The 22,692-nt window shown below is 62.7% G+C and carries 23 protein-coding genes; 4 read left to right on the forward strand and 19 right to left on the reverse strand.

Going from position 1 to position 22,692, the window contains the following annotated elements; translation table 11 throughout:
- The first annotated feature begins 98 nt into the window (after window positions 1-98).
- The 4 genes from GCN78_RS01030 to GCN78_RS01045 all read left to right on the forward strand — a co-directional run bounded on the left by GCN78_RS01030 (window position 99) and on the right by GCN78_RS01045 (window position 3,886).
- Complete coding sequence (locus tag GCN78_RS01030; RefSeq protein ID WP_152249992.1) at window positions 99-803, forward strand: hypothetical protein; 705 nt, start codon at window positions 99-101, stop codon at window positions 801-803.
- A 326-nt stretch (window positions 804-1,129) separates the two neighbouring features.
- Window positions 1,130-1,588 carry a hypothetical protein gene (locus tag GCN78_RS01035; RefSeq protein WP_152249994.1) on the forward strand — a complete coding sequence of 153 codons (459 nt, stop codon included), beginning with the start codon at window positions 1,130-1,132 and terminating at the stop codon, window positions 1,586-1,588.
- An 83-nt stretch (window positions 1,589-1,671) separates the two neighbouring features.
- Window positions 1,672-3,099, forward strand: a complete 1,428-nt coding sequence (locus GCN78_RS01040; RefSeq protein WP_152249996.1) for a Dyp-type peroxidase — start codon at window positions 1,672-1,674, stop codon at window positions 3,097-3,099.
- Between the two features lie 127 nt (window positions 3,100-3,226).
- On the forward strand, window positions 3,227-3,886 hold the full coding sequence (locus tag GCN78_RS01045; protein WP_152249998.1) for a glutathione S-transferase family protein: 660 nt from the start codon (window positions 3,227-3,229) through the stop codon (window positions 3,884-3,886).
- Between the two features lie 6 nt (window positions 3,887-3,892).
- Here the strand turns inward: GCN78_RS01045 and GCN78_RS01050 are convergent, their stop codons facing one another.
- From GCN78_RS01050 to ndk, 19 genes are all read right to left on the reverse strand, one after another.
- Window positions 3,893-4,198, reverse strand: a complete 306-nt coding sequence (locus GCN78_RS01050; RefSeq protein ID WP_152250000.1) for an NIPSNAP family protein — start codon at window positions 4,196-4,198, stop codon at window positions 3,893-3,895.
- The gene (locus GCN78_RS01055; protein ID WP_152250002.1) at window positions 4,195-5,121 is read right to left on the reverse strand and encodes a WD40 repeat domain-containing protein; all 927 of its coding nucleotides are present in this window, start codon (window positions 5,119-5,121) and stop codon (window positions 4,195-4,197) included. The genes GCN78_RS01050 and GCN78_RS01055 overlap by 4 nt, the downstream gene beginning before the upstream one ends.
- Window positions 5,118-5,627, reverse strand: a complete 510-nt coding sequence (locus GCN78_RS01060) for a GNAT family N-acetyltransferase (protein ID WP_152250004.1) — start codon at window positions 5,625-5,627, stop codon at window positions 5,118-5,120. The genes GCN78_RS01055 and GCN78_RS01060 overlap by 4 nt, the downstream gene beginning before the upstream one ends.
- Before the next feature lie 67 nt (window positions 5,628-5,694).
- Window positions 5,695-6,240, reverse strand: coding sequence for a phosphoribosyltransferase (locus GCN78_RS01065; RefSeq protein WP_034752020.1), 546 nt, complete (start codon window positions 6,238-6,240; stop codon window positions 5,695-5,697).
- 66 nt (window positions 6,241-6,306) lie between these two features.
- On the reverse strand, window positions 6,307-7,620 hold the full coding sequence (locus GCN78_RS01070; RefSeq protein WP_100873861.1) for an adenylosuccinate synthase: 1,314 nt from the start codon (window positions 7,618-7,620) through the stop codon (window positions 6,307-6,309).
- 3 nt (window positions 7,621-7,623) lie between these two features.
- Window positions 7,624-8,784, reverse strand: a complete 1,161-nt coding sequence (locus tag GCN78_RS01075; protein ID WP_152250006.1) for an ATP phosphoribosyltransferase regulatory subunit — start codon at window positions 8,782-8,784, stop codon at window positions 7,624-7,626.
- 268 nt (window positions 8,785-9,052) lie between these two features.
- Window positions 9,053-9,940, reverse strand: a complete 888-nt coding sequence (gene hflC / locus GCN78_RS01080) for a protease modulator HflC (protein WP_152250008.1) — start codon at window positions 9,938-9,940, stop codon at window positions 9,053-9,055.
- Window positions 9,940-11,232, reverse strand: coding sequence for an FtsH protease activity modulator HflK (gene hflK / locus GCN78_RS01085; protein WP_152250010.1), 1,293 nt, complete (start codon window positions 11,230-11,232; stop codon window positions 9,940-9,942). Before hflK ends, hflC begins: the two co-directional genes overlap by 1 nt.
- A 2-nt stretch (window positions 11,233-11,234) precedes the next feature.
- The gene (hflX, locus tag GCN78_RS01090; RefSeq protein WP_152250012.1) at window positions 11,235-12,458 is read right to left on the reverse strand and encodes a GTPase HflX; all 1,224 of its coding nucleotides are present in this window, start codon (window positions 12,456-12,458) and stop codon (window positions 11,235-11,237) included.
- Window positions 12,459-12,572: 114 nt separating this feature from the next.
- Entirely contained in the window at window positions 12,573-12,809 is a 237-nt protein-coding gene (gene hfq, locus GCN78_RS01095) for an RNA chaperone Hfq (protein WP_008450615.1), read from the reverse strand.
- Window positions 12,810-13,036: 227 nt separating this feature from the next.
- Window positions 13,037-14,383, reverse strand: a complete 1,347-nt coding sequence (gene der, locus GCN78_RS01100; RefSeq protein WP_070221915.1) for a ribosome biogenesis GTPase Der — start codon at window positions 14,381-14,383, stop codon at window positions 13,037-13,039.
- A 4-nt stretch (window positions 14,384-14,387) separates the two neighbouring features.
- Window positions 14,388-15,533 carry an outer membrane protein assembly factor BamB gene (bamB, locus tag GCN78_RS01105; protein ID WP_152250014.1) on the reverse strand — a complete coding sequence of 382 codons (1,146 nt, stop codon included), beginning with the start codon at window positions 15,531-15,533 and terminating at the stop codon, window positions 14,388-14,390.
- Between the two features lie 85 nt (window positions 15,534-15,618).
- Window positions 15,619-16,287, reverse strand: coding sequence for a YfgM family protein (locus GCN78_RS01110; RefSeq protein ID WP_092710303.1), 669 nt, complete (start codon window positions 16,285-16,287; stop codon window positions 15,619-15,621).
- Between the two features lie 54 nt (window positions 16,288-16,341).
- Window positions 16,342-17,703 carry a histidine--tRNA ligase gene (gene hisS, locus GCN78_RS01115; RefSeq protein ID WP_099378206.1) on the reverse strand — a complete coding sequence of 454 codons (1,362 nt, stop codon included), beginning with the start codon at window positions 17,701-17,703 and terminating at the stop codon, window positions 16,342-16,344.
- A 33-nt stretch (window positions 17,704-17,736) separates the two neighbouring features.
- Entirely contained in the window at window positions 17,737-19,005 is a 1,269-nt protein-coding gene (gene ispG / locus GCN78_RS01120; protein ID WP_152250016.1) for a flavodoxin-dependent (E)-4-hydroxy-3-methylbut-2-enyl-diphosphate synthase, read from the reverse strand.
- A 39-nt stretch (window positions 19,006-19,044) separates the two neighbouring features.
- Entirely contained in the window at window positions 19,045-19,959 is a 915-nt protein-coding gene (locus tag GCN78_RS01125; RefSeq protein ID WP_319633123.1) for a helix-turn-helix domain-containing protein, read from the reverse strand.
- Window positions 19,960-20,026: 67 nt separating this feature from the next.
- Window positions 20,027-20,803, reverse strand: coding sequence for a type IV pilus biogenesis/stability protein PilW (pilW, locus tag GCN78_RS01130; RefSeq protein ID WP_226939402.1), 777 nt, complete (start codon window positions 20,801-20,803; stop codon window positions 20,027-20,029).
- Window positions 20,804-20,814: 11 nt separating this feature from the next.
- Window positions 20,815-21,990, reverse strand: a complete 1,176-nt coding sequence (gene rlmN / locus GCN78_RS01135) for a dual-specificity RNA methyltransferase RlmN (protein ID WP_034752035.1) — start codon at window positions 21,988-21,990, stop codon at window positions 20,815-20,817.
- Between the two features lie 125 nt (window positions 21,991-22,115).
- On the reverse strand, window positions 22,116-22,532 hold the full coding sequence (ndk, locus tag GCN78_RS01140; RefSeq protein WP_092795197.1) for a nucleoside-diphosphate kinase: 417 nt from the start codon (window positions 22,530-22,532) through the stop codon (window positions 22,116-22,118).
- Window positions 22,533-22,692 lie beyond the last annotated feature (160 nt).

A 22,692-nucleotide genomic window follows, 5' to 3' on the forward strand; every position in this document is an offset into this window, starting at 1 on the left:
CCTGGGGAGCACCATCCGCGTTCTGCCCGAAACCTGTTTACAGCGCTGTTGCAAATTTGCATACTGGTGCCACCTTCATCACAGCAGACGTGACACCGATGCGCATCGACATTGCACGACAGGAGCAGGATTTTTCTCTCGGCCGGCGCCCTCAGGGCCCGTACGTCGCCGCCATTGTCCTGCTGCACCTGGCCCTGCTCTGGGCCGCCACGCGGCCAGTCCACACAAGAAGCGAGCACGATGACCGAGTCTGGCTGCAGCTGATGCCGTCACTGCCGCCAATGCAAAGGTTCATTCCACCCGCCAAGCCCGATCCGGCGCCCGCACGTCCGCCAGCAATCCGAACCGTCCCCGCCGACACGAGGGCATCGGCGGCGCAAGCATCGACGCAAAACCGGCCGCCAGACGATGCCCCGCCGGCAGATCCGCTGCCTGTCGCCCCCAGGGCCAGCCCCCTCACCCTGGCGCAACAGGCGCTGCAGGCCGCCGGCGCCATCGACCGCCAACTGCGCGCCGAGCATCCGCAGGAGTTCGTGGCGCCGCCCGATACGCCGCAGACGCGCCTGGCAAAGGGCTTTGCGGAAGCGCACGCGGCGGTCAAGCCAAAGTGGTTCGAAGCGGCCCGCATCGAGCTGTTCAGCGCGCCAAACGACCCGAAGCGCATCTACCGCGTCATTACGGCAACGGGCGAATACTGCATCTATATGCCAGACAAAGGCAACATGACCTTGAACCTCAGCGCCAGGTCCGGCTATGCCGGTTTTGGCGAAGGGACCGCGGCGCCTTGCCCCATCCGGTTTTAACAGCGGGCGAGGCAGCGCGTCTCCTCGGTGCAGCGGTGCATGGCAACCTGGCAGCCGTCCCATCTTGCAGAAATAATCCCGCCAGAATCCGGCGCCGCCAACGGCGCCCCTTGCGCTTCCCGAAACAGGCCGGAACAGCCTGGCGGCAGAGTGTCCGCCGGCGCCGAGCAGCGCCGGCAACTATCCACATGAGACCGCATTTCGCCTCAACTATCATGTTGCAATAGTGTGTATTTAACAACAAATTCGAAAATATAGTTTTTGACGCAATGGGCGCCGCGGCGTAGTGTCGGTCGTCCCGACAACCACGTAATGAGGAGCCTCCCATGGCAAATCCACTGTGCTTAATGATGCCGGTACTGCCCGGCACCAATCCGACCGCCATCGCCGCAACGTTGCTGGAATACCAGGCGAAGATCAATGCCGCCCTCACCGATATCGGTACCGTGCACTTTGCCCGCTTCACCCTGCTTGACCGCTCCCAGCCCAATCTGCTGCCCAACCTTGGCTCGATGGGTGCTTCCGATACCCTGATCATCGGCGTGATCACCGAGTATGACGGCAGCTTCAACAGCTACATCGAGGATTTCGTGGCACAGTTGGGCGAAGTATTCGACGCGCTGCTGCAGTTTGTCGTGGGCGGCAAGGCACTGATGCCCGTTGCCAACCATGTGGCCGCGTTTGAAGCCTTCATCACCGCCAACGACGCCGCGCAGCACTTGCCCAATACCGGCCTGTATAGCGCCTATCCGCAGACCGTCCAGCAAATCCTCGCCTCAGTCTGAGCCTGAACCGCACGCCACGCCGGGGCCGCGCAAGCGGCCCCGCCACCCTGTCAGCCACACCCCCCAGCCCCCGGAGAGACAGCATGGCCGATTCCCCCATCGATTACGACGACGTGCAAGGCACGATCCTGCGCGGCTACCGCGTCAACCTGGCGCGTCATTTCATCTTCAGCATCGCGGACGCGGCGCAGGCACGGCGCACCATCGCGGCCCTGCTCGACGGCAGCGACGGACTGCCGTCGATTACCACGGCGCGCCATATCCATCCCAAGCCGCCCTGCTTCCTGAATCTCAGTTTTACCGCGCCCGGCCTGTCCGCACTGGGGGTGAACGCAGCCGACCTGGCCACCTTCGACCAGGCCTTCCAGCGGGGCGCCGCCGACCCGCTCAGCGTCGCGGCCGTCGGCGACGTGGGCGACAGCGCCCCCGCACACTGGCTCGGCAACCTGGGACAGGCCACCGAGGATCGCCAGGTGCATGCGCTGCTGAGCCTATGGGTCAGCGAATCGGAGGAAGTTCTGGAGGCGACGTCGGCCAAGCTACGCCGCGCCTTTTCCGCCGGCTGGCGTGAACTGTATGCGCACGACGGCGTGGCCTTGCCAGGCAACCGCGTGCATTTCGGCTACCGCGACAACATCGCCCAGCCGGACGTCGATGGCGCCCCGCCGCGCAAGCACGAGTACGAACCTGACCCGCTCAACAGCGTCAAGACGGGGGAATTCCTGCTCGGCTACGAGAATGAAAACGGCGGCATTTACCAGGTGCAGCCGCCGCAACTGTCCACCAATGGCAGCTATGCCGCCTTCCGCATCCTGGAGCAGGACGTGGCCCTGTTCGACACCATCCTGAGCCAGGGCGCGGCCAGTTCCGGCCTGTCCACCGAGATGGTGGCCGCCAAGATGTGCGGGCGCTGGCGCAACGGCAACCCGCTCGTGCTCAGCCCGGACGAAGCCGGCCCCGTGCTGCCGGACGCCAGCCTGAACCGCTTTCACTATGTCGATGCCCAGCCGGAACAGGACGACACCTTGGGCCTGAAATGTCCGATCGGCGCGCATATCCGCCGCAACAATCCGCGCGACGAAGGCGTCGTGGGCACTTCCGCCCGCCACCACCGCATCGTGCGGCGCGCCATGCCCTACGGCAGCGAATACGATCCCGCCGCGCCGGCGACGGAACGGCGCGGTCTGGTCGGCTATTTCATCAATGCCAACCTGCGCAATCAGTTCGAATTCCTGATGCAGCAATGGAACGATGACGATACCTTCGTCAAATCGGCCGTCGGCCCGGCCGGTCCCGAAGCGGGCAATGCCACGCTCAACATCAGCGGCCAGGACGTGTTCCTGGGCATCAATGACCCGGCCGTCAGTTCCTTCACCCTGCCCGGCGTTGGCGCCAAGGGCAGCGGCAATACGAAACTGCAGCATTTCTCGCGCAGCGTCATCACGCGTGGCGGCGTGTATTGCTTCTTCCCCAGCATCACGGGATTGCGCTATCTGGCGAACCTCGGCTAGGCAGGCGAGCCACGGATGCAGGCGGGAACGGCGGCGCACGAACGGCCCGGACCGCTTGCATTGAACCTGTCATGGCACTATCCTTGCCACACGCCCGTGTTGCCAACCTTGCACTGGAGATCCCACCGTGTCGCTGATCCTCTACGGCCATCCCTTTTCCTCGTACACGCAAAAGGTGCTCATCGCCCTGTACGAAAACGCCCTGCCGTTCGACTTCCGCACCCTGGCGCCGGACATGCCGCAGCACCTGCAGCAGTGGCTGGAGCGCTGGCCGCTGCGCAAGTTTCCGCTGCTGGTGGACGGGGAGCGCAACGTCGCCGAGACCAGCATCATCATCGAATACCTGCAACTGGCCCATCCCGGCCCGCTGCGCCTGCTGCCGGACGACCCGATGCAAGCGCTGGAAGTGCGTTTTCTCGACCGCTATTTCGACCTGCACGTCATGTCGCCCGTGCAGCATGCCGTCGGCGCCGCCCTGAGCGGCGACCCGGCGAAAACACGGGAAGGCCGCGCGTTTGCCGGCGAAAAGCTGGACCTCGCCTACGCCTGGCTGGAAGCCCATCTGGCAGGCAAGACGTGGGCCGCCGGCGAACACTTCAGCCTGGCCGACTGCGCCGCCGCTCCCTCGCTGTTCTACGCGGATTGGACGCAGCCGATTCCCGCAACGCTGCCCCTGCTGCGCGCGTATCGCGCGCGCCTGCTGGCCCGCCCATCGTTCGCCCGCGCGGTGGAAGAGGCACGTCCGTACCGCCACCTCTTTCCCCTGGGCGCGCCGCAGCGCGATTGACGCCGTTCAGCCAAACACGGGCCGGAAAAAGCTGCGCTCGTAGCTGACGATGCAGCGCGTCTCCTCGGCGTAGCGGAAGGCGGCCTGGCAGTCGGCGTCCAGCATCGAATCGATGCGGTACTGCTCGTACAGGGCCAGGCTGGGAAACGAGAACATGGCCAGCGCGACGTTGCTGGCGCCTTCGGACGGTAAAAAATAACCGTGGTGCTGGCCGCCGAAACGTTCGACCAGCGGTATCCACAGCTTGCCGTAGGCTTCGAATTCCTGCAGTTTGTACGGGTCGATGATGTAACGCAAATAACAGGTGATCATGCGGTTTCCTTGTGAAGGTTCAACTCCATCAGCATGCCAGCTTCCCACGAGCCGATGGCGGCCAATGGCGAAGCAGGCAAAAAGTCCAGCGCGCAGGGATACTTGACGTCTTCCTGCGCCAGCACACCGAGGCCAGGCCAGGCGTAAAACAGCAGCTTGCCCTTGCCGATGCGCCCCAGCGCACTGCCGTCAGGCAGCCAGCGCAAGGCATCGCCCGTGCCGCCGCCCTCCTCCACCGGCACCGTGGCCAGCACGCGGCCATCGTCGATCGCATGCACGGACAGGTATTCGTCGCCGCCAGCGTGGTGCAGCACGGCCAGGCGCTCGCCGTCCGGCGATGTCGCGCAGGACTTCCAGCCTGGCAGCGACAGCACCACGCGGCCGCCCCCCGCCTTCAGCGGCCAGTCCCACACGCTGCAATAGTCGGGCGGCTGCACCTGCCCCTCGTCCACCGACTTGACGCCATGCTGGACCAGCAAGCGCCGCCCGCCATCGATGGCGCAGATATCGCGCAGCATTTCGCCCGCATGCGCCTGCGTGAAGAGCACCTCGCCCGTTTGCGCGTCGCGCAGCCGCAGGCTGCCATCCCAGCCGCCGTCGGCCAGATACCGGCCGCACGGCGACCACACGGGACCACAGCCTTCGCCCTCCTTCTTGTTCTGGAAGTTCAGCAGCAGCTGGCCCGCCTCGGCATCCACCACGGCCATCTGGCCCGTCGTGCTCTTGATGGCCAGGCGGCTGCCGTCGGGCGAAAAGGCCATGTCCGACATGTGCGCGATGAACTTGCCGCGCCACAGCTTCTGACGCACCGCCACGTCCCACAGGACCAGGTCGCGTCCCAGCACGGCCAGGCGCGTGCCATCCGGCGAAAAGCACACGCCGTAGCTGCAGCCCAGTTTCAGGGGCTTGGGCCTTGCCGTCATGGGCGCGCCAGCCGGTACACGACGCTATCGAGGTCGTAATGGCGCTCCATGCCCACGTACTGCATGCCCAGGCGCGTCATGACCTTGATCGAGGCGGCGTTGTCCGGATGGGCCACGGCCACCACTTCGGGCGCGCCGACCACATTGAACGCATGCGCGACGATGGCTTGCGCCGCTTCGCTGGCGTACCCCTGGCCCCAGCTGGTGCGCGCCAGGCGCCAGCCGATTTCAAGGGGATTGGCACGGTCGCCGGAGAGATGCTGCAGGCACGCCATGCCCACCAGCGCGCCATCATCGAGGCGTATCATCGCCCACCACGAATAACCCCACTCGGCCCAGCGGCCCATGGTGCGCGCGATGGCCGCGCGCGTCACCTCTTCCGTCTCTGGCTGGCCCGCGTTCAGATAGGTCATCACCTCGGGGTCGGTGTTGAGCGTGCGCATGCGCTCGTAGTGCTGCTCGGTGATCGGTTCCAGGCGCAGGCGCGCCGTCGTCAGTATGGTCATCGCATTTCCTTGGTCGAAAAAAAAGACGATACACGATCGTCTTTTTTTAGCAAGAGTGCACGCAAAATTACTTGCCTGCTTCGCCCTTCTTGATCCACGCCGCCAGCTGGTGCGGGCGCAGGCCGTCGTAGTCTTCGAACGGCTGGTGGATCCACGGATTGTGCGGCAGTTCGTCGAGGAAGTAGTCGGGACGCACAACGGAGCAGCCTTTCAGCCAGATCACGGCCGATTTGACTTCGGTCACGTCAGGGAAGTTTTCCTTCAGGTGACGCGTGACCTTGTCCAGCGTGACGCCGGAATCGGCCAGGTCGTCGACCAGCAGGATGCGCCCGGCCAGCGGACCCTTGGTCATGGTCATGTACTTGGCGATATCGAGGTCGCCGCGCACCGTGCCCGCGTCTTCGCGGTAGGAGCTGGTCGACAGGATGGCCAGCGGCAAATCGAAAATGCGCGAGAATACGTCGCCGGGACGCACGCCGCCGCGCGCCAGGCACAATACCTGGTCGAATTTCCAGCCCGATTCGTAGACCTTGAGCGCCAGGCGCTCGATCAGGCGGTGGTATTCTTCCCAGTTGACCCAGAGATGTTGATCGTTCGATTGTGGGGTAGTCATGATAGTGGAATCTTATTATTAGCGTGATTAAAAAAATCCGCCTTGCGGCGGATTGTGTCCAGCAGCTTACTCGAATGGGTGGCGCAGCACGATCGTTTCTTCACGATCCGGACCGGTCGAAACCATGTCCACCGGCACGCCGACCAGTTCTTCGATGCGCTTGATGTAAGCGCGGGCCGTTGCCGGCAGGGCAGCCAGCGATTTCGCGCCGACCGTGCTTTCCGTCCAGCCTGGCATCTCTTCGTACACCGGTACGCAACGGGCGGCTTCTTCGGCGCCCGATGGGAAGATGTCCGTGGCCACGCCGTCGATGGTGTAGCCGGTGCACAGTTTCAAGGTGTCGATACCGTCCAGCACGTCCAGCTTGGTCAGGCACATGCCCGTCACGCCGTTGATCTGCACGGAACGGCGCAGCAAGGCGGCGTCGAACCAGCCGCAGCGGCGGGCACGGCCCGTCACGGTGCCGAATTCATGGCCGACTTGCGCCAGGTGATGGCCGACGCCCGCATCCGTTGGCAGTTCCGAAGGGAACGGGCCGGAACCGACGCGCGTCGTGTAAGCCTTGGTGATGCCCATGATGTAGTGCAGCATGCCTGGGCCCACGCCCGAACCGGCGGCGGCATTGCCGGCCACGCAGTTCGACGAGGTGACGAACGGATAGGTGCCGTGGTCGACGTCCAGCAGGGAACCCTGCGCGCCTTCGAACAGCAGGTTGGCGCCGGCCTTGTGCGCCTTGTACAGCGCGCTCGACACGTCGGTGACCATCGGACGCAGGCGCGGCACGTAGGCCAGCGCGTCGTCGAGGGTCTTCTGATAGTCGACTTTCGGCGCTTTCAGGTAGTTTTCCAGCACGAAGTTGTGGTAATCGAGGTTTTCGGCCAGCTTTTCGGCGAAGCGCTTCTCGTTCAGCAGATCGGCGATACGGATCGCGCGGCGCGCCACTTTGTCTTCGTAGGCCGGGCCGATGCCCTTGCCGGTGGTGCCGATCTTCGCATCGCCACGCTTGGCTTCACGCGCCAGGTCGATGGCGGTGTGGTAAGGCAGGATCACGGGCGCCGCGTCCGACACTTTCAGGCGCGAGGCGACTTCGACGCCGACGGCTTCGAGCTTGTCGATTTCACGCAGCACGTCCGGCACGGAAACGACCACGCCGTTGCCGATGTAGCAGGCGACGCCTGGACGCATGATGCCCGACGGGATCAGCTGCAGCGCGGTTTTGACGCCGCCGATGACCAGCGTGTGGCCTGCATTGTGGCCGCCCTGGAAGCGCACCACACCCTGGGCGTGATCGGTCAACCAGTCGACGATCTTGCCTTTACCTTCATCGCCCCATTGGGTGCCGATGACAACAACGTTCTTTGCCATAATTTTCTTTGACATCACTCAACCTAAGTTTTTAAGAATCCAGCTACTACCATTATCGGCAAGTACCAGCACGCGATCGCACTCGAACTCGTCTTGTTCATTACTGTGACCCGGCATGCTCTGGATCACGACCTCGCCCGCCTTGCGCAACTCGGCGATTTTTTCCTTCAATTCTGGCGCGCTGCCCCACGGCGCGCGGATCGAATGCTTCCGTTCCGCGGTCGGCAACAGGCGCGCCAGTTCGCGCAAATCGAGCGAGAAGCCGGTCGCGGGACGTGCCCGGCCGAACGCTTCGCCGACGTGGTCATAACGGCCGCCGCGCGCAACCGCGTTCGGCAAGCCTGGTACATACAGCGCAAACATCGCGCCACTTTCATATTGGTAGCCGCGCAGATCGGCCAGGTCGATCGCCACTTCGGCGCGGCCCAGGGCGGAGCCCGCCAGCGCGGCCAGTTCGGCCAGCGCCTTCAGGACGCCCGGCAGCGGCGGCAGCACTTCGCGCGCACGCGCCAGCACGTCGATGTCGCCATACAGGTTCGGCAAGGCCAGCAGCGCGTCGCGCGTCACGGCGTCATAGCCGGCGGTCAGCGCGCGCAGGCCCGGCGCATCTTTCGCGCGCAGCAAGGTGTACAGCGCAGCTTCGTCGCGCACGGCGTTTGCGTCTTGCGCAATGATAGCGCGCAACAGGCCGACGTGCGACAAGTCCAGGCGGACCGCGTCGAACCCGGCCAGTGCCAGCGAGGCGAGCGCCAGTTCCTGGATCTCGGCGTCCGCTTCCAGGCCGGCGTGGCCATAGATTTCGGCGCCGATCTGCAGCGGCTCGCGGGTGGCGTGCAGACCCGACGGACGGGTATGCAGCACGCTGCCGGCATAGCACAGGCGGGTGACGGTGGCACGGTTGAGCAGGTGCGCGTCGATGCGCGCCACTTGCGTCGTCATGTCGGCGCGCAGGCCGAGCATGCGGCCCGACAGCTGGTCGACCAGTTTGAACGTGCGCAGGTCGGTATCCTTGCCAGCGCCAGTCATCAGCGATTCCAGATACTCGAGCAGCGGCGGCATCACCAGTTCATATCCGTACAGACGGAAATTATCCAGCATGAGGCGGCGCAGCTCTTCGATCTTGCGCGCTTCCGACGGCAGAACATCGGCAATATTTTCGGGCAAAAGCCAATTCGGCATGAGGGAGCGAGATACGGAAGAAAGTTGAAAAAATGCATCATGCGAGGCAGCGGCGGGCGCGCCAGGCAAGAGGCCGAACCTGATATTTTACGCGAAAACCCGGGCCTTTAGGGATAAGTTGTCCGAATCGCTGCCGCACAGCCCTAAAAACACCGCATTTTACGCCTTCCCGCAACAGCATGCCGGACACAAAAAAACGGGGCCGGCATTGACGCCGGCCCCGCCGCTGCCGCCCCCGTCCTTGCGGCGGGGCGGTCTGTATGCTGCCTTACTTCTTGGATGGAGCGGCCGTGCCGTTACCCTTGAAGTACTTGAAGAATTCCGAACTCGGATCGACCACCATCACGTCGCCCTTGTCCTTGAACGTGGCGCGGTAGGCTTCCAGGCTACGGTAAAACTTGTAGAACTCCGGATTCTTGCCAAACGCTTCCGCATAGACCTGCGACGCCTTGGCATCGCCCTCGCCGCGGACCTTCTCGGCTTCGCGATACGCTTCGGCCAGGATCACCGTGCGCTGCTTGTCGGCGTCGGCGCGGATTTTCTCGGAATCGGCCGAACCGGTCGAACGCAGCTCATTGGCCACGCGCACGCGCTCGGACTTCATGCGGTCGTACACGGAGTTGTTGATCTGCTCGACGTAGTCGACGCGTTTCAGGCGCACGTCGACGATGCCCACGCCGATGGACTTGGCTTCGGCCGACACCTTCGCCAGGATCGCTTCCATCACCTTGCCGCGCTGGCCCGAGATCACTTCGCGCACGGTGCGCTTGGTGATTTCATCGTTCAGCGCCGCCTTGACGATTTGCGACATGCGGTTGCGGGCACGGCTTTCATCGCCGCCGAAACTGCGGAAATACAGTTTCGGATCGGAGATGCGCCATTTGACGAAAGCGTCGACGAGGATGTTCTTCTTCTCGGCCGTGATGAAGCGTTCCGGCTCCGGCGTGTCGATGGTCAGCACACGCTTGTCCAGGTACATCACGTTCTGGAACGGCGGCGGCAGCTTGAAGTACAAGCCTGGCTCGCTAATGACTTCCTTGACCTCGCCGAGGGCGAAGACGATGGCGTACTTACGCTGATCGACGACGAACACGGTCGAGGACAGCAGCATGATCGCGATAAAGCCCGCGATCAGGGCGGCGACGATACGATTCATTAGCGGCTCTCCCGTTCACGCGAAGAACGGCTGTCGCGGCGCGTATTGACTTCTACTGTCGGCATGGCTTCCTGTGGCAAAACGGTGTTGGCTGCGGGTGTCGCGGCAGCACGGGCGGCGGCAGCGGCGGCATCGGTGGCAGCCGTCTGGGCGATCAGCTTGTCGAGCGGCAGGTACAGCAGATTGCTGCCCGTCTTGGCGTCGACCATGACCTTGCTGGCACTGCTGAACACTTGCTGCATCGTTTCCAGATACATGCGGTCGCGCGTGACGGCCGGCGCCTTCTGGTACTCGACCAGCACCTGCTTGAAGCGCGACGCATTACCTTCGGCATTCTCGGTCACCATGGAACGATAAGCCTCGGCTTCCTGGATCAGGCGGAATGCGGCACCACGGGCCTTAGGAATGACGTCATTGGCGTAAGCCTGGCCTTCATTCTTCTGGCGCTCGCGATCCTGGCCAGCCTTGACGGCATCGTCGAAGGCGGCTTGCACCTGCTCCGGCGGCTGCACGGCCTGCATCGTCACGTTGTTGATGAAGACGCCGACCTTGTAGCGGTCGAGAATCTGCTGCATCAGCTGCTGCGTTTCGAAGGCGACCTTCTCGCGTCCTTCATACAGCACGAAATCCATCTTGCTGCGGCCGACCACCTCGCGGATCGCCGTCTCGGCGACCTGGCGCAAGGTGTCTTCCTGGTCGCGCACGTTGAACAGCCACTCGCCCGGGTCTTTCAGGGTGTATTGCACCGCGAACTGGATATCGATGATGTTTTCATCGTCCGTCAGCATCAGCGACTCGCTGGCCTGCTTGTTGCGCAAGGAAGTGCGGTAACCCACTTCCACCGTGCGCACCTGCGACACGTTGACGGTTTCGTCGGTCTGGAACGGGTACGGCCAGCGCCAGTTGAAACCGGCCGGCGCGGTGCGCGTAAACTTGCCGAACGTCAGCACGACGCCGCTCTGCCCCTCTTGCACGATGAAGGCGCCGCTGGCGAGCCAGATGAAGACGGCGATCACGCCGACCACGCCGGCCGTGATGCCGGCGCCCTTCATGTCGGGACGCGGGCCACCGCCACCACCGTTGTTATTGCCGCCGTTGTCGGGACGGTTCTTCTGTCCGAAAAAAGCGTTCAGGCGCTGATTGAAATCGCGCCACAACTGATCGAGGTCCGGCGGACCTTCGCCGGGCTTTTTGCCTTCTTGGGCTTTCTTGCCGTCGTCCTTGCGATTGCCCCAGCGGGGATCGTTCAGGGACAACTTCAAGCCTGTTTTTTTGAGTAGGGAGACAAGCATAACTATCGTGTTCCGACTTGGGAGTGGGTGGAAATCGTATCGTCCTCGCCAGGCTCTTCGTCCTGGTCCGGGGCGGCGCCATCGTGCTGGTCGTACTGACCGTCCAACTGATCTTCCTGCCGTGCTTCGTCGTTCTGATACAGGTGGGCCGAACCGGGCGCCTTCCTGGCCATCTCGACAATCGCATCGCGCAGCAGGTCAAGCCCGCTGCCCTTCTGCGCACTGACGAACACGCGACTGATCGTAGCATATTCGTCGCGTTCCACCGAGGGCTCCAGCCCGGCCGCATCGATCTTGTTCCACACGAGGATCTGCGGAATATGATCGGCGCCGATCTCTTTCAAGACCAGGTTGACCTGCTCGATCTGCTCCATGCGCACCGGCGACGCGGCGTCGACGACGTGCAGCAGCAGATCGGCATGGATGGTCTCTTCGAGCGTGGCGCGGAAAGCCGCCACCAGCTGATGCGGCAATTCGCGCACGAAGCCGACCGTGTCGGAGATCACCACGTTGCCCACGTCCTGGCCCAGGTAAACCCGGCGCGAGGTGGTGTCGAGGGTGGCGAACAACTGGTCGGCGACATACACGCCGGCCTTGGTCACGGCATTGAACAGGGTCGACTTGCCGGCATTGGTATAGCCGACCAGGGACACCGAGAATGTGTGATTGCGGCCGCGCGCGCGGCGCTGCGTTTCGCGCTGCTTGTGCAGCTTTTCCAGGCGCGCGCGCAAGGCCTTGACACGGTCGCCGATCAGCCGGCGGTCGGTCTCGAGCTGCGTCTCGCCGGGACCGCGCAAGCCGATACCGCCCTTTTGCCGTTCCAGGTGGGTCCAGCCGCGGATCAGGCGCGTGGCCAGATGCTGCAGCTGGGCCAGCTCGACTTGCAGCTTGCCCTCGTGGCTCTTGGCGCGTTGCGCGAAGATGTCGAGGATCAGGCTGGTACGGTCGAGCACGCGCACATTCAGACGCTTTTCCAGATTGCGCTGCTGGGCAGGCGAGAGGGCATGGTTGAAGATGACGATTTCCAGGCCATCGTTGACGACGACGTCGCCAATTTCATCGGCCTTGCCGCTGCCGACGAAATAGGCGGAATCGGGACTGGAACGCTTGGCCGTGATGGTGGAAATCGGGTCGGCGCCAGCCGAACGCGACAACAGCATGAGTTCCTCCATGCTGGCGGCGAAGTCGCTGTGACCGAAGTCAACCCCGACTAGTGCCGCGCGCATGATGGCATCTGATGAGTTGCGGCGGACGCCGACGCCGATGCAAACGCATCAGCGCCGCTGGCGCGGACGGGGGCGATGGAGGGTGAAAGGCGCTGGGCCGTCAAGCTCAACGCTTTACTCCGCTTCAGATTCAATATTGAGATTGACGGCACGGGCCGGCACCACTGTCGAGATGGCATGCTTGTACACCATCTGTGTCACCGTATTGCGCAGCAATACGACATATTGATCGAACGATTCGATATGGCCCTGCAATTTAATGCCATTGACCAGGTAGATCGAGACAGGAACATGCTCTTTGCGTAATGCATTGAGGAATGGGTCTTGTAACAGTTGCCCTTTGTTGCTCATAACAGCTCCGTTGTTTATGTTGTTGTGTAAGAATTGGAGGCGACTCGCTTGATTTCAAGTGCTCTCACACCTTTCAAAGAAAGAAAGATGCGTCATAGCTACTGTAACCTGTTTTCGCGATCGCTGTCGCGCATGGCGCATTAACACTTTATTATTTCCGTGCAAAAGCCATTGAATTGGCTGTCGGCGCCGCATTATCTCCGCGGCGCCTTAATATGCACTTAATTTTACTTGCTTGGCGTGCGTGCAAACGGGTTTTTACCCGTGCGCAGTTCGATGCGCAGCGGCGTGCCGACCAGGGCAAACGTATCGCGGAAATGTTTTTCCAGATAGCGCTTGTAGGGATCGCCGACGGCGTCGAGCGCATTGCCGTGAATTACGATCACAGGCGGGTTCATGCCGCCCTGGTGCGCATAGCGCAGCTTCGGACGGATCGAACCCTTGCGGCGCGGCTCCTGCTTCTCCACGGCCTCGATCAGGGCGCGCGTCAGCTTCGGCGTCGACAGGTCGCACATGGCGGCCGCATAGGCGGCATTGAGCGACTTCATCAGTGGACCGATGTTGGTGCCCTTCAGCGCCGAAATGAAATGCATCTGCGCGAACGACAGGAAATCGAGCTTGCGGTCGATATCGATCTTGATCTCGTCGCGCTGATGCGATTGCAAGCCATCCCATTTATTCACGGCCACGACCAGCGCGCGGCCCGATTCCAGGATGAAGCCGGCGATGTGCGCATCCTGCTCGGAAATATCCTGCTGCGCGTCGAGCATCAGCACCACCACGTTGGCTTCGGAAATCGACTGCAGGGTTTTCACCACCGAGAATTTCTCGATCGCCTCGAACACCTTGCCGCGGCGGCGGATACCGGCCGTGTCGATCAGCGTGTATTGCTGGCCATCGCGCTCGAACGGGATCTCGATCGAGTCGCGCGTCGTGCCCGGCATGTCGAAGGCGATCACGCGCTCTTCGCCCAGCAGGGTGTTGATCAAGGTCGACTTGCCCACGTTCGGACGGCCGACGAGGGCGATCTTGATGCCGCGGTCGGTCTTTTCCAGCTCTTCAGGCTCATCCGGACGCTGCGCGAACGCCAGGTCCAGCATCACTTCGACGAGGTCGTTGACGCCGTCGCCGTGCGCCGACGAGATCGCATACGGATCGCCCATGCCCAATTCATAGAATTCGGACACGACGGCCGTGTAGCGCATGCCTTCGCTTTTGTTGACCACCAGCAAGACCGGGCGGCCGCTCTTGCGCAGGAAGTCGACGATGGTCTTGTCATGCGGGGTCAGGCCTTGACGGCCGTCCACGATGAACACCACCACGTCGGCCTCGGCCACGGCCTGCTTGGTCTGCAGTGCCATCTGGTGCATGATGCCTTCCTTGGCGACGGGTTCGAAACCACCCGTATCGATGACCAGGAAGGGACGTTCGCCGACACGGCCTTCGCCATAGTGACGATCGCGCGTCAACCCAGGCAAATCCGCCACCAGCGCATCGCGCGAGCGGGTCAGACGATTGAATAAAGTCGATTTCCCAACATTGGGTCGACCTACTAGTGCAATTACCGGCTTCATTGTATTACTCGACCGCGAGAGCGGTCACTGTCCCTGATTGGGTTTGAAAAATCAAATTCGAACCGGCAACGACGGGAGCCGAAACAATCGGGCTACCGTCGGTGCTGACACGACCTATTAATGCGCCATCTTCCCGTGACAGGAAGTGGATATAACCTTGATAGTCGCCGACGGCGACGCTGCGGCCGTAGGAGGCCGGCGTCGACAGGCGGCGGCGTGCCAGCGCCTCATTCTTCCAGGCGCTCTGGCCGCCATCGCGGCTGAACGCCACCACGGCGCCCTTGTCATCGGCAACAAACACGAAACGCTGGTCGACGGCCACGCCCACATCGGACGAGATCGGCTTGGTCCAGCGCGGCACGCCCGTGGCGGCGTCGAAGCAGCCCGCCTTGCCCTGGTACGTGACGGCGCACACTTCGCCTTCGAACACCACCGGCGTACCGGCGATGTCGGAGACGCGCTCCAGTTCGGTGGCGCCGCGCGGTTCGCTGACGACGATCTCCCAGCGTACCACACCGGTTGCCGCCGTCAGTGCCAGCAGCTTGCCGCCCGGCTGGGCCACGTAGATGTTCGCGCCGCCCAGCACCATGCCCGGCGCATTGCGCAAGGTCAATGCCGGCGTGGCGCGCTGCACCGTCCACTTGCGCTCGCCCGTCTTGGCATCGAAGCCGACGATGCGGTTGTCCACGCTGCGCACCACCACGACGCCCTGCCCTACGACGGGCGCCGTCAATACTTCGCTGGACGCCTGCGCCTTCCACAGCTGCTTGCCGTCCGCATCGAACGCCAGCACGGCGCCCTTGGCGGCGCCCACGGCCACCAGCGCGCCATCGCTGCCGGCGCCGGAGGTGATGTCGCTGCCGGCCTTGATGCGCCACGTTTCACGGCCGCTGGCCGCGTCCAGGCGCGCCAGCGCGCCGTCGGCGCTGACCACGTACAGGCTGTTGCCGGCCAGCGCGGGCGTAAACGCGTACACGCCGGCCTTGCCGATCGAATACTTCCAGGCGTCGCGCACGGCGATGCTCGATTTTAACTCGACCAGCTTGGCCGGTTCGACTTTCGGGTCTTTCGAGGCGAACGGGTTCCAGGACGAGCAACCGGCCATCAGGGCCAACAGACTTGCAGCTACCAGCTTTTCAGTGACACGCATAAGTGTTATCCAACCTTTTTCTTGTACTTGTAAGGGCAAGGCAGGCGGCGCACAACGCCGCGCGGCCACACCGTCAGTGTTCCTGTCAGGCGGCGGCCTTGTCAGCCTTGGCCTTGTCTTCCGGCACCGTACCGCCGATCGCTTCCAGTTTGACCTGGATCAGTTGACGGCCTGGATTGTTCTTGTCCGTCGCGGCTATCGCGGCCAGGTAGGCCGTGCGCGCATCGGCCAGCTTGTTTTGCGCCACCAGGATGTCGCCCTTGCGGTCGGCCACGGCGCCGGCAAATTGCGCCACGGAAGCCGTCGCCAGCACTTTCAACGCTTCATCGTAGGCTTTTTCGTCCAGCAAGACACCGGCCAGGCGCAGCTTGGCGATGGCCTTGTACTCTTCCGTGCCATGCTCGGCCACCCATTGCAGCTGGGTCTTGGCCGTTTTCAGGTCGTTCGCGTCGAACGCCACCTTGGCCGCGGCCAGGGCGCTCATCTGCGCATACGCCGTGCCGCTGAAACGCGATTGCATGTCGCCGGCCGCGCGCATCACCTTGGCGGTGTCCTTGGCGGCGATGGCGTTTTGCAGTTCGTCGTACAGTTGGCCCGCCTGCGCGGCCTGCGTGCGCTGGTAGTACTGCCAGCCGGCCCAGCCGCTATAGCCTGCCAGCGCCACGATCAGGACCCAGGAGGTCAGATTGCCATTGCGCTGCCACCAGGCCTTGAGGGTTGCCAGTTGTTCTTGTTCTTCGTGATCGTATGCCATGGGTCGTCAGTTTGAATGAGTAGTTGATCGAGGGTACAACGGTCTTGCTGCAAATCAGTGGTGGTGATGCACGTGGCCGCCAGGACCGTGGTCATGGCCGCAATCGTGGTCGCCGATGATCTGGTCCACCACGTAATCGACGACATCGTCGAACGGCACCGTGTTCTGCTGCGCGCCCGCATCGGCTTCGCGCATGGCTTTCACCGTGGCCACATTGTTGGCGATTTCATCGTCGCCCATGATCACGGCAAACGCCGCGCCGCTGGCATCGGCCTTTTTCATTTGCGTCTTGAAGCTGCCGCCACCGTTGCTCGCCGCGCAATGTAGCACAACGTCCAGGCCCGCATCGCGAATCCGCTCGGCCAGCACGAACGCTTGCAAGCCCGCCTGCTCGCCCTGGTGCACCAGGTAGACGTCGCACTGGGCCGGTTGTTCCGGCTCGGCCGCGTCCTTCATCAGCAGTACCAGGCGCTCGACGCCCATGCCGAAACCGACGGCTGGCGTCGATTTGCCGCCGAACATTTCCACCATGCCGTCATAGCGGCCGCCGGCGCACACCGTGCCTTGCGCGCCCAGCTTGTCGCTGACCCACTCGAACACCGTGCGGTTGTAGTAATCGAGGCCGCGCACCAGGCGTGGATTGATGGTGAACGGAATATTGTTGTGGTTCAAGATCTTCTGCACGCCGTGGAAGTGGGCCAGCGATTCCTCGCCCAGGTAGTCCAGCAGCTTCGGCGCGCCATTGACCAGGTCCTGCATGGCAGGGTTCTTGGTGTCGAGGATGCGCAGCGGATTGCTGTGCAGGCGGCGCTTGGCTTCTTCGTCGAGCAGCTCGCTGTGACCTTCCAGGTAGGCGATCAGGTCGGCGCGGTGGCGCAGGCGCTCGGCCGCGTCGCCGATCGAGTTCAATTCCAGGCGGATGCCTTCCAGGCCCAGGTCATCCCACAGGCGGCGCGACAGCATGATGATCTCGGCGTCGATATCCGGGCCCGTGAAACCGATGGCTTCCACGCCGAACTGGTGGAACTGGCGGTAGCGGCCCTTCTGTGGGCGCTCATGGCGGAACATCTGGCCCTTGTACCACAGGCGTTTCGGGCCTTCGTAGACGAGGTTGTGCTCGACCACAGCGCGCACCACGCCGGCCGTGCCTTCAGGACGCAGGGTCAGGTTGTCGCCGTTCATCGAATCGGTGAACGAATACATTTCCTTTTCCACGATATCCGTCACGGCGCCGATGGCGCGCGCGAACAATTTCGTTTCTTCCACGATCGGCGTGCGGATCTGCTGGAAGCCATAGCTTTGCAGCACGGATTGCGCCGTGTTTTCAAACAATTCCCACAGCGGGGCGTCGGCCGGCAGGATATCGTTCATGCCTTTGACTGCGGTAATCTTGTCGAGCTTTTTATTTTCGGACATAGTGTTCTTCTTTACTTTTTTATCGGATCAGGCTCAGACGGCAACCGTTTTTCCGTAGTGACTCTTTACATAATTCAAGACGATGTCCTGGAATTCCTCGACGATGCGTTCGCCGCGCAGGGTGACGACTTTTTCGCCGTCGACAAACACGGGCGCGGCCGGCGACTCGCCCGTGCCGGGCAGGCTGATGCCGATGTTCGCATGCTTCGATTCGCCAGGGCCGTTGACGATGCAGCCCATGACGGCCACGTTCATCGCTTCCACGCCCGGATACGATTTTTTCCACTCCGGCATCTGCTCGCGCAGATACGTCTGGATGTTGTCGGCCAGCTCCTGGAAGGTCGTCGACGTCGTGCGCCCGCAACCGGGGCAGGCGATGACCATGGGCGCGAACTTGCGCAAGCCCATGGTTTGCAGGATTTCCTGACCAACGATGACTTCGCGCGTGCGGTCGCCGCCCGGTTCGGGCGTGAGCGAGATGCGGATGGTGTCGCCGATGCCCTCTTGCAGCAGCACGGCCAGGGCGGCGGTAGACGCCACGATGCCCTTGCTGCCCATGCCCGCTTCCGTCAGGCCCAGGTGCAGCGGATAGTCGCAGCGCTGCGCCAGTTCGCGGTACACGGCGATCAAGTCCTGCACGCCCGAGACCTTGCACGACAGGATGATCTTGTCGCGCGCCAGGCCCAGTTCCTCGGCGCGCACGGCGTTTTCAATCGCCGACGTCACCAGCGCTTCATACATAACGGCTTGCGCCGGCCACGGTTCGGCGCGGCCCGCGTTTTCATCCATGATGCGCGCCAGCAAGGCCTGGTCCAGGCTGCCCCAGTTCACGCCGATGCGCACCGGCTTGTCGTAGCGGCAAGCCGCTTCGATCATTTGCGCGAATTGCGTGTCGCGCTTGGCGCCCTTGCCCACGTTGCCGGGATTGATGCGGTACTTCGACAGCGCGCGCGCGCAATCGGGGTAATCGTTGAGCAGGGTATGGCCGTTGTAATGGAAATCGCCCACCAGCGGCACGTCGATGTCCATCTTGTCGAGCTGCTCGCGGATGTAGGGCACGGCCGCGGCCGCTTCCGGACGGTCCACCGTCAGGCGCACCAGTTCCGAACCGGCACGCGCCAGTTCCTTGATCTGGATCGCCGTGCCGATGGCGTCGGCCGTATCCGTGTTCGTCATCGACTGCACCACCACGGGGGCGTCGCCGCCCACCCAGATCTGGCGCTGGCCGTGCGCGATCAGCACCTTGCGGCTGTCGCGCCGGCCGGAGGGACCGGAACCGATCGCTGTTTTCGAGGTAGCCATAAATATTATCTTCTGAGTTTGCTTGAACGATGACTGCGATTATTTGATGCTGACACGGGAAATCGTGCCGCCGGCAACGGTCGGCAGATCCAGCTTGGCGCCGCGCAAGGTTGCCTGCACGACACCGGGCTTGCCCACCACCAGGGTGGCCGGTCCCGTGATATCGAACGTTTCCGTGCTGCCCGCCTTGACCATGCGCGAGATCAGCGGCGAAGCGCCTGGGCGGCGGATTTCCACCCAGGAATCCTGCTCCACCTTCAGCACCAGCGCATTCGCGCCCACGGCAGCGGCAGCCGGCGCGGCGGCGGCCGTGGCCGCTGGCGTTACTGCTGGCGTCGCTGTCGGCGGCACGGCGGCGGCCGGCGCCGACGCGGCGTTGGCGGCGGGTGCGCCCGTCTGCGTATCGTTGCCTGGCGGCGGCGGGACGGAAATCAGCGGCACGGACGGCGTCTGCACGGGCGTCAAGTCCTGGCCCGGCTTGATCAGGGTCGTTTCCACGGGGCCCACTTCCGCATGCGCGGTTTCTTTCTCCGCGTGCGAGGACAGCAGGCTGGCCGGCACATAGCCCAGCTTGTACGCGCCAAAGGCGGCCGCCACGACGACGGCCACGGCGCCGGCGATCCACAGGGGCGTCTGGTTCGACGAGCGCTGCGTCATCGACGGGAAGCGCGATTCCGAGAACGTGGCGGAAATTTCACGCCGCACGGGCGCGGCCGGGTCTTGCGCCGGCGCCGGATGCACTTCGATCATGGCCACCAGCGGCGCCGCGTCGAGACGCACCACCTTGGCGTAGGCGCGCACGAAACCGCGCACCACGGCCACGTTCGGCAAGGCCGCCATGTCGCCCTCTTCCAGCGCGATCACCTGGCGTGGCGCCAGCTTGAGCTGGTCGGCCACCTGCTCCACCGGCCAGCCCAGCGCTTCGCGCTGCGCCTTCAACTGTGCGCCTGCCAACGCAAGATTGCCCTGGGGCTGCTGCTGAGGCGTTTCTGCCCACTCTGAATTCATTGGTATCCCTGTCTCACTCATCAAACGCCCCATTTTGATAAGCAGCATATTCGGGGGAGGCGGCATGGTGGTTGCGCAAAAGCGCCCCCAGGCCAGCTTCCGCACCCGCATCCCCGAGCTTATGCTGCACCTTGATCCCGAGCCACAGCACATCGGCCGTCTGGCTCTCCATTGTTGCTGTCTTACCGAGCCGCTGCCAATAATCAGCCGCTTGCCGGTAGTCTTGCTGTTGGTAATACACGCGCACCAGGCCGGCATAGGTGATTGCCGCGCCAGGTGCGATGCGCTCCGCCTTGAGCCAATAGCCGGCGGCGCGCGGGTAATCTTTCATGAGCAGGCTGCACGACGCCGCATTATGCAGCGCAAGTTCAGGCGTGCCATACGCGGCATCTTGCACTGCGGCATCAAAATATGCCAACGACTGCGCCGCGCGCCCGGTCTGGCACAGAAACAGGCCATAATTATTGCTCAACTCGGGATTGTGGGGCGCCAGGCGCAATGCGTAAAGAAAATCTTTTTCAGCAGCCACAGGTTGGCGCAGGGCAGCAAAAATCAGGGCGCGCATGCCGCGTACCTGGGCGTTGTCCGGCACCAGCTGCACCGCCTGCTCCGCTTCGGCCAAAGCCACCGCAAACTGGTCTTGCATATAATAGGCGCTGGCCAGCTGCAAGCGCAAGGCGGCGCGCTGCTCGACAGAGGCAGCCTGCTCCTTGTCCGCGGTGGAAGCACAGCCGGCCAGCAGCACGCCCAGGCTGACAACAGCCACGGCCAGTGCGCCAGGATAAGCCATGCTTCCCCGCATCAGGAGCGGATCTCCACGATCTTGCCGAAATTGGCGCCAAATTTCTGTTGATACTCGGTCATCTTTTCCATGCGCTCCTGCACCCGGGTGCGATCCTTGACTTCGCCGGCCAGCTGGCCGCAAGCCGCATCGATATCGTCGCCGCGCGTCTTGCGCACGGTGGTGATGATGCCGCCATCCATCAGCACCTGGGCAAAGGCCTTGATGCGCGGGTTTTTCGAGCGGAACAGGCCCGACTCGGGGAAGGGGTTGAACGGAATCAGGTTGAACTTGCAGTTCACGCCGAACTCGCGGTCTTGCACCAGCGCCAGCAGCTCGCGCGCGTGCTCGTCGCTGTCGTTGACGCCGTCGAGCATGCAATATTCAAACGTGATGAAATCGCGCGGCGCGAATTCCAGGTAGCGCTTGCAGGCCGCCATCAATTCCTTCAGCGGGTATTTCTTGTTCAGTGGAATCAAACCGTCGCGCAAGGCGTCGTTCGAGGCGTGCAGCGAGACGGCCAGGGCCACCGGCACTTCCTGCGACAGCTTGTCCATCATCGGCACCACGCCCGACGTCGAGAGGGTCACGCGACGGCGCGACAGGCCGTAGGCGTTATCGTCGAGCATCAATTTCAGGGCCGTGACGGTCGGCTCAAAGTTCAACAGGGGCTCGCCCATGCCCATCATCACCACGTTGGTGATCTGGCGCTCGCCTTTCGGGCCCGGTTCGATGCCCTTGGTGCGGCGCAATTCGAATTCCGCCATCCACAGCTGGCCGATGATTTCGCCAACGCTGAGGTTGCGGTTGAAGCCTTGCTTGCCCGTCGAGCAGAAACGGCAGTTCACGGCGCAGCCGGCCTGGGTCGAGATGCACAGGGTGCCGCGGTTTTCTTCCGGGATGAACACGGTTTCCACGGCATTGCCATTGCCCACGTCGACCAGCCACTTGCGCGTGCCGTCCGTCGACGTGTGGTCACTGATGATGGCCGGGGCGCGCACTTCGGCACGCGTGGCCAGCTTGTCGCGCAGCGACTTGGCCAGGTCCGTCATGGCGTCGAAATCGGAAGCGCCGAACTGATGTATCCAACGTTGCAATTGTTTCGCACGAAACGGTTTCTCTCCCAACTCGGCGCAGTAGGCGATGAGTTGCGCGGGATCGAGGTCCAGCAAGTTGGTGAGGGTCGTCGTATTCATGATCATGTCTATTCTAAAAATCCGTCCCCGCGCGCATCCGGAGCGAAAACTCCACAGCGCAGCGGGAACAGGGGGTGATAAGTTATTTCACAGATAACGCCAGGAAATAACGTTATCTAAGGCAATTAAGCCTTCAGTTCTGGGAAGAAGTAAGCGATTTCCACTTTAGCAGCTTCGACAGCGTCGGAACCGTGTACGGCGTTGGCGTCGATCGAATCGGCGAAATCGGCGCGGATCGTGCCTTTTTCTGCTTTCTTCGGATCGGTCGCGCCCATCAGGTCACGGTGGGCCAGAACGGCGTTTTCGCCTTCCAGGGCTTGGATCATGACTGGACCGGAAACCATGAAGTCAACCAGATCCTTGAAGAAGCCGCGCTCTTTGTGCGCTGCGTAGAAGCCTTCAGCTTGTTCGCGGGTCAGTTGGGTCATGCGCGCAGCGATGATTTTCAAGCCAGCGTTTTCAAAACGGGTGTAGATTTGACCGATTACGTTTTTTGCAACTGCGTCTGGTTTGATGATCGACAGGGTGCGTTCGATTGCCATGTGTGAAAACTCCAATAAAAAGAAAGGTTTAAAACGATAAATTGATAACTCAATCAACCTTTGATTTTACCATACTCCACCCCATATCACCCAGACAGGCAGGGGGCATCCTTCCCTGCCGCTTGAGTTTAATGAAATCTTAAGCTGCTTTTTTGGCAAA

It is taken from the genome of Janthinobacterium rivuli, assembly GCF_009208735.1.
Taxonomy (GTDB): domain Bacteria; phylum Pseudomonadota; class Gammaproteobacteria; order Burkholderiales; family Burkholderiaceae_D; genus Janthinobacterium.